Here is a 6,669-nt window from a genome sequence, read left to right as displayed (position 1 = left end):
ACGGGGGACGGGGGGGGTGGCGGGCCAGTATATAAGCGCGACCCCAGGCGCCGCTGTCCGCCAGATGACAGGGTTTGCAGCCTGCCGGGGAGGCTCCAGGCCTTCCCTATAATCCGCGGCTACTTCGAAGACCCGCCCCGCTGGAACATGAACAAACTGCTCTCCACGATCGTTGCACTGGCTGCTTTCGGCAGCGTCACTTTCAGCGCCCAGGCGCAGGACGTCAAAGCCAGCCCGCAGGCCGGCGAAAAGAAGGCTGCCATGTGCATTGGCTGCCACGGCATCCCGGGCTACCAGGCCAGCTTCCCCGAGATCTACAAGGTGCCGATGATCTCGGGCCAGGGCGCGAAGTACATCTCCGCCGCCCTGCACGCCTACCAGAAGGGCGAGCGCAAGCACCCGACGATGAAGGGCATCGCCGCCTCGCTGACCGAGCAGGACATCGCCGACCTGGCCGCTTTCTACGAACAGCATGGCGCCAACCCCGAGGCCGCCAAGGCCACCGCGCCGCAGCCGAGCGAGGCCGTCGCCAAGCTGCTCGATCAAGGCAAGTGCAATTCCTGCCACGGGCCGAACTTCAGCACCCCCATCGACGGCAGCTACCCCAAGCTGGCCGGCCAGCACGCCGACTACCTGTATGCCGCGCTGAAGGCCTACCAGACCACCGCGAACCCGCAGGTCGGCCGCGCCAACCCCATCATGGCGGCGACCGCCCAGCCCTTCACCCACGCGCAGCTCAAGCTGATCGCCCAGTACCTGTCTACGCTGCCCAGCGACCTGCACACGGTGCCGCAATCGCGCTTCCGCTGACCGCCAGGCAGGACTTAGTTCACACAAAACGCCGCTCTTTCCGAGCGGCGTTTTTGTTTGTGCGCCGGCGATCAAGTTTGGCCGCCGGGTGTCGATAGCACCCGGAGCGGCCATTCTCGAACGCACCTTCCACCATGCTGAAGAAGATCCCCATCCAACAGCTTCGCCTGGGCATGCATCTGCACGCGTTGGAGGGCTCCTGGCTCGATCACCCCTTCTGGAAGACCAAGTTCGTCCTCACCGACCCCGCTGACCTGGAGAAGCTCCTGGCCAGCGGCGTGCAGGCCTGCCTCATCGACAGCAGCAAGGGCCTGGACGTGCAGCTTGCCGCGCCGGCCGAGCCGGAACCTGTGGCACCCGCCCCCGCTCCCGCTGCCGAGCCGGCGCCCGAGCCCGTGGCGCCTGCCCTCATCTCGCAGCAGGCCACGAGCCTCACCGGTGAAGTGAAGCGCGCCGCGGTGCTGATGTCCAAGTCCAAGCAGGCGGTGATGGCGCTCTTCTCCGAGGCGCGCATGGGCAATGCCCTGGACGCGAGCGAATGCCTGCCGCTGGTCGACGAGATCGCCGGCTCGGTGTACCGCAACCCGGGCGCGCTGGTCAGCCTGGCCCGGCTCAAGAACCACGACGACTACACCTACATGCACTCGGTGGCGGTGTGCGCGCTGATGGTGTCGCTGGCCAGGCAGCTGGGCCTGGACGAGACACGCACGCGCGAAGCCGGCCTGGCGGGCCTGCTGCACGACCTGGGCAAGGCGATGATGCCGTCGGACGTGCTCAACAAGCCGGCCAAGCTCACCGACGACGAATGGAAGATCATGAAGTCGCACCCCATGCGCGGCTACGAGATGCTGCGCGAGGGCGGCACGGCCACCGAGGGAGCGCTCGATGTCTGCCTGCACCACCACGAGAAGATGGACGGCAGCGGCTACCCGCACGGCCTGAAGGGCGAGCAGATCTCCATGCTCGCCAAGATGGGCGCGGTGTGCGACGTGTACGACGCCATCACCTCCAACCGCCCCTACAAGAACGGCTGGGACCCGGCCGAATCCATCCGCAAGATGGCCGAATGGCGCGGTGGCCACTTCGACGACGTCGTGTTCCAGGCCTTCGTGAAGAGCGTGGGCATCTACCCCGTGGGCTCACTGGTGCGCATGCAGTCGGGCCGCCTGGCGGTGGTGTGCGAGCAGAACGCCGAATCGCTGGTGTCGCCCAAGGTGAAGGTGTTCTTCTCCACCCGCTCCCAGCTGCACATTCCGCCGGAGCTGATCGACTTGTCGAGCGGCAGCGCCGGCGACCGCATCGCGGCGCGTGAATCCAATGCGCAGTGGAAGTTTCCCCACCTCGATGAACTCTGGGCAGGCCCAGAGGCGTTGAAGCGCACTGGGGTGGCCGCCTAGCCTGTCACCTCGCCCGCCAAATCATCCAGGATCGGGCAATCCGGTCGCGCATCGCCCTGGCAGCAGTGCGCCAGGTGCGACAGCGTGCGCTGCATGGCCTGCATCTCGTCGATGCGCCGCTGCAGGTCGGCCACGTGCGCGCTGGCGATGCGCTTCACGTCTGCGCTGGCGCGGCGGCGGTTGCGCCACAGGCCGAGCAGGGCCTCGATCTCCTTGATGTTGAAGCCGAGGTCACGCGAGCGGCGGATGAAGCGCAGCGTGTGCACGCTGGCCTCGTCGTAGAGCCGGTAGCCGGCCTCGGTGCGCGGCGGCTTGGGCAGCAGGCCAAGGCTCTCGTAGTGGCGGATCATCTTGGCCGAGACGGCCGATTGCTTCGAGGCTTCACCAATGTTCATTTGTTGGGTTTCCATCTCTTGAGCAGAAGCGCATTGGCGACCACGCTGACGCTGGACAACGCCATCGCCGCACCCGCCACCACCGGGCTGAGCCACCCCAGGGCCGCCAGCGGGATGCCGACCACGTTGTAGACAAAGGCCCAGAACAGGTTCTGCCGGATCTTGGCGGTGGTGCGCTGCGAGATCGAGAGCGCCGCCGTCACCAGCGACAGGTCGCCGCGCATCAGCGTGATGCCGGCGGTGGCCATGGCCACGTCGGTGCCGGTGCTCATGGCGATGCCGACGTCGGCGGCGGCCAGGGCCGGCGCGTCGTTGACGCCATCACCCACCATCGCCACCTTGGCGCCATGCGGGAGGCCCTGGCGCAGCGCGGCGACCACGCCGGCCTTGTCGCCCGGCAGCACCTCGGCATGCACCTCGGCAATGCCCAGCTCGCGGGCGACGGCTTCGGCGCTGCCGCGGTTGTCGCCGCTCACGAGCACGGTGCGCACGCCGTGCGCCTTGAGCGCAGACAGCGCGGCGGCGGCTTCGGGCTTCACGCGGTCACCGAATGCCAGGAGGCCCAGCAATTGCGGCGTACCGCCCAGGCGCGCCAGCCATGAGACGGTGCGGCCTTGCGATTGCAGGCGCTGCGCCGTGTCGGCAAACGCCTGGGTTGCGACGCCGAGTTCGTCCATCCAGCGCCCACTGCCCAGGGCCAGGTGTTCGCCTTCGACGATGCCGCGCACACCGCGGCCGGCCACGGCTTGCACCTGCTGCGCCGGCAGAGCGGCACCTGCCGCCTGCAGCACGGCGCGCGCCAGCGGGTGCTCGCTGCCGGCCTGCAGGGCGGCGGCGCGGGCGAGCAAGGCCGGCCCATCCACCGCGGCCGGCACCGACTCCACCAGCACCGGCTTGCCTTCGGTCAGCGTGCCGGTCTTGTCGAAGGCGATGACCTTCACCGCCTGGAAGGTCTCCAGCGCCAGCGCATCCTGGATCAGGATGCCGTGGCGCGCCGCGTTGCCGGTGCCGACCATCAGCGCGGCCGGCGTGGCCAGGCCGAGCGCGCAAGGGCAGGCGATGACCAGCACGGCCACCGCATGCAGCGTGGCGGTGGAGGCGTCGCCGTTCCACCACCACCAGCCGAGGAAGGTGATGAGCGCCGCCACCACCACGGCGGGCACGAAGACGGCGCTCACGCGGTCCACCAGCTGCTGGATCGGCGCCTTGCGCGCCTGGGCCGACTCGACCAGCCGCACGATGCGCGCCAGCGCGGTCTCCGCGCCCACGGCGGTGGTGCGGATGACCAGCAAGCCTTCGGCGTTGATCGCTCCGCCGGTGACGCGGTCGCCTGGCTCCTTGGCCACCGGCAGGCTCTCGCCGGTGAGCAGTGATTCGTCCATGTGGCTCGCGCCTTCGAGCACGCTGCCGTCCACCGGCGCGCGCTCACCGGGGCGCAGCACGACCTCGTCGCCCACCCGCACCTGGGCCAGCGGGACGGTTTCTTCGACGCCGTTGCGGCGCACGCGCGCGGTGTCAGGCCGCAAGGCCTGCAGCGCGCGCAAGGCCTCGGTGGTCTGGCGCTTGGCTCGCGCCTCCAGCCACTTGCCGAAGCGCACCAGCGTGATCACCACGGCCGAGGACTCGAAGTACAGCGGCGGCATGGCCGAGTTGTCGTGCCACAGGTGCCACACGCTCAGCCCGTAGGCGGCGGTGGTGCCCAGGGCCACCAGCACGTCCATGCTGCCGCTGCCGGCGCGCACCGACTTCCAGCCGGCCACGTAGAAGCGCGCACCGAGCCAGAACTGCACCGGCGTGGCCAGCAGCAATTGCACCCAGCCGGGCAGCATCCAGTGCTGGCCGAAGGCGTCGCCCAGCATGGGCAGCACCAGCGGGGCCGACAGCAGCGCGCCGATCGCCACCTGCCAGCCGCCCGCGTGCGAAGGCGGCTCGGGGGCGGTGATCTCGCGGGCCGTGTAGCCGGCGCGCTCGACTGCGGCCAGCAGGTCGGCCGTGGGGCCGCTGTTCTTGTCGCGCACCACGGTGGCCTGCTCGGTGGCCAGGTTGACGCTGACCGATTGCACGCCGGGCACGCGGGCCAGGGCCTTCTCGACGCGGGTCACGCACGAGGCGCAGGTCATGCCCTCGATGGGCAGCTGCAGGGTGAGGGTGGGGGATGCCATGGGAAGGGAGCTTAAACCTTGCCATCATGGGAAGGTCAAGCACAGATCAAAGAAAGACCGTGTACTTGACCTTGACACCATGGCAAGGTGGATGCTCTGCTCCACCCTAGAAGGAGCCTTCATGATTGAACTGACCCTGCCCACCATGACCTGCGGCCATTGCGTGCGCACCGTGACCGAAACCGTACGCAAGCTGGACGCCAACGCCCAGGTGAACATCGACCTGCCAAGCCACACCGTGAAGATCGAATCGAGCCGGCCGGCCAGCGAGATCCGTTCGGCCCTGGCCGAGGAGGGATACGCCCCCGCCCCATAAACTCGGCGCTTTCCGTTTGCAGGAGTGCGCATGAAACGCAGCTTGTCCGTCCTTTGTGTGGCCGTTGCGCTGAGCAGCCTGGCCTCTGCCCAGACCCTGCGCTGGGCAACCCAGGGCGATGCGCAGACCATGGACCCGCAATCGCAGAACGAGCTGCTCACCAACGCCATGAACGGCCAGGTCTATGAGACCCTGGTCAGCCGCGGCAAGACCATGGCGCTCGAAGCCGCGCTGGCCACCGAGTGGCAGCAGACCTCGCCCACGCAGTGGCGCTTCAAGCTGCGCCCGGGCGTGAAGTTCCACGACGGCACGCCGTTCACGGCCGACGACGTGCTGTTCTCCATCCAGCGCGCCGCGGCCGGCACCTCCGACATCGCCGTCTACGCCAATGCGGTGGGCACGCCGAAGAAGGTCGACAAGCTCACCGTCGAGTTCAACCTCGCGAGCGTGAACCCGATCTTCCTGCAGCACATCAGCCTGCTGCCCATCATGAGCAAGGACTGGGCCGAGAAGAACAAGGCCACCAAGCCGCTCGACTTCAAGAACAAGGAAGAGGGCTATGCCTCCTTCCACGCCAACGGCACCGGGCCCTACGTGCTGGTGTCGCGCCAGCCCGACGTGAAGACGGTCTACAAGCGCAACACCGCGTGGTGGGGCAAGTTCGACGGCAACGTGCAGGAGGTGGTCTACACGCCCATCAAGAGCGACGCCACGCGCGTGGCTGCACTCATCTCGGGCGAGATTGATCTGGTCATCGACCCGGCCCCGCAAGACCTGCCGCGGCTGCGCAACACGGCCGGACTGAAGGTGATCGACGGACCCGAGAACCGCATGCTCTTCATCGGCATGGACCAGCTGCGCGACGAGCTGCTTTACAGCAACGTGAAGGGCAAGAACCCCTTCAAGGACCAGCGCGTGCGCCAGGCGCTGTACCAGGCCATCGACATCGAGACCATCAAGACCAAGCTGATGCGCGGCCAGGCAGCGCCCACCGGCAGCATCACGCCCTCGCCGCTGGGCAGCTACAACGACCCGGAGATCGAGAAGCGCCTGCCCTATGACCTGGAGGCCGCCAAGAAGCTGATGGCCGAGGCCGGCTACGCGCAGGGCTTCGAGGTCACGCTCGACTGCCCGAACAACCGCTACATCAACGACGAAGAGATCTGCCAGGCGCTGGCCGCCATGTGGGCGCGCCTGAACATGAAGATCCGCGTCAACGCGATGCCGCGCGCCAACTACTTCCCCAAGGTGCAGAAGTACGACACCTCGATGTACATGCTGGGCTGGGGCGGCGCCATCACCGATGCCGAGACCATCTTCACCCCGGTGCTGCGCGGTCGTGGTGAAGGCGGCATCGGCTCATGGAACTTCGGTGGCGCCAAGGATGCCAAGTTCGAGGAGCTGGCCGCTGCGTCGAGCAAGGAAGCCGACCCGAAGAAGCGCGAGCAGCTCATCAAGGCCGCGCTCAAGCGGCACAACGAGCTGGTGCTCAACATTCCGCTGCACCGCCAGGTAATTCCCTGGGCGGCTCGCGCCAACGTGGATGCTGTTCACCGCCCCGACAACTGGCTGGAGTGGCGCTGGATCAC

General features: G+C 67.9%; 6 protein-coding genes. 4 read left to right on the top strand and 2 right to left on the bottom strand.

The genetic code is table 11. The features are described from left to right. Positions 1-147 precede the first annotated feature (147 nt). Positions 148-810, top strand: coding sequence for a c-type cytochrome (locus tag VFL64_RS13730; RefSeq protein WP_489540941.1), 663 nt, complete (start codon positions 148-150; stop codon positions 808-810). A 134-nt stretch (positions 811-944) separates the two neighbouring features. Then, on the top strand, positions 945-2,207 hold the full coding sequence (locus VFL64_RS13725; protein WP_489540940.1) for a cyclic di-GMP phosphodiesterase: 1,263 nt from the start codon (positions 945-947) through the stop codon (positions 2,205-2,207). Here the strand turns inward: VFL64_RS13725 and cueR are convergent. Next, positions 2,204-2,602 (bottom strand): Cu(I)-responsive transcriptional regulator, encoded by a 399-nt coding sequence (cueR, locus tag VFL64_RS13720; protein WP_489540939.1) that lies wholly within the window; start codon positions 2,600-2,602, stop codon positions 2,204-2,206. The genes VFL64_RS13725 and cueR overlap by 4 nt on opposite strands. Then, positions 2,599-4,764 (bottom strand): heavy metal translocating P-type ATPase, encoded by a 2,166-nt coding sequence (locus tag VFL64_RS13715; protein ID WP_489540938.1) that lies wholly within the window; start codon positions 4,762-4,764, stop codon positions 2,599-2,601. Before VFL64_RS13715 ends, cueR begins: the two co-directional genes overlap by 4 nt. Before the next feature lie 121 nt (positions 4,765-4,885). Between VFL64_RS13715 and VFL64_RS13710 the strand changes: the two genes are divergently transcribed. Then, entirely contained in the window at positions 4,886-5,080 is a 195-nt protein-coding gene (locus VFL64_RS13710) for a heavy-metal-associated domain-containing protein (protein WP_489540937.1), read from the top strand. Positions 5,081-5,110: 30 nt separating this feature from the next. Then, the coding region (locus tag VFL64_RS13705; RefSeq protein ID WP_489540936.1) for an ABC transporter substrate-binding protein at positions 5,111-6,669 on the top strand (1,559 nt) is incomplete at its 3' end.

Source organism: Rhizobacter sp., from assembly GCF_035702065.1.
Taxonomy (GTDB): Bacteria; Pseudomonadota; Gammaproteobacteria; order Burkholderiales; family Burkholderiaceae_C; genus Rhizobacter.
The sequence above is the reverse complement of the archived record's forward strand: the minus strand, read 5'-3'. Positions and strand labels throughout refer to the sequence as shown.